At 69.3% G+C, this 231-nt stretch carries 1 pseudogene; it reads right to left on the reverse strand.

The annotated features are described in order from the left end of the window. Positions 1-231, reverse strand: a pseudogene (locus tag AC0IX4_RS23425) (SAM-dependent methyltransferase); the annotation flags it as partial.

The raw sequence follows: 231 nt of genomic DNA on the forward strand, positions 1-231 counted from the left end.
ACCACGAGGAGAACCGTTGTATCGCAGTGACACCCGCGGCGACGAGATCACCTTCCGCACGGTCGACGCTGTACTCGCGATCCGTCGCGAAGCCGAGGATCACTCCCCCGCCCGGCACCACCGCGTCGTGCCAGCGCCGAAGCACCCTCGACTCGGTCCCCGGGGCGTGGACCACCATGACGTTGCCCGCCGCGACGACGGCGTCGAACGACTGCGGGTCCAGCGCCATTG

The sequence above is a fragment of the Rhodococcus sp. AC861 genome, assembly GCF_979256035.1.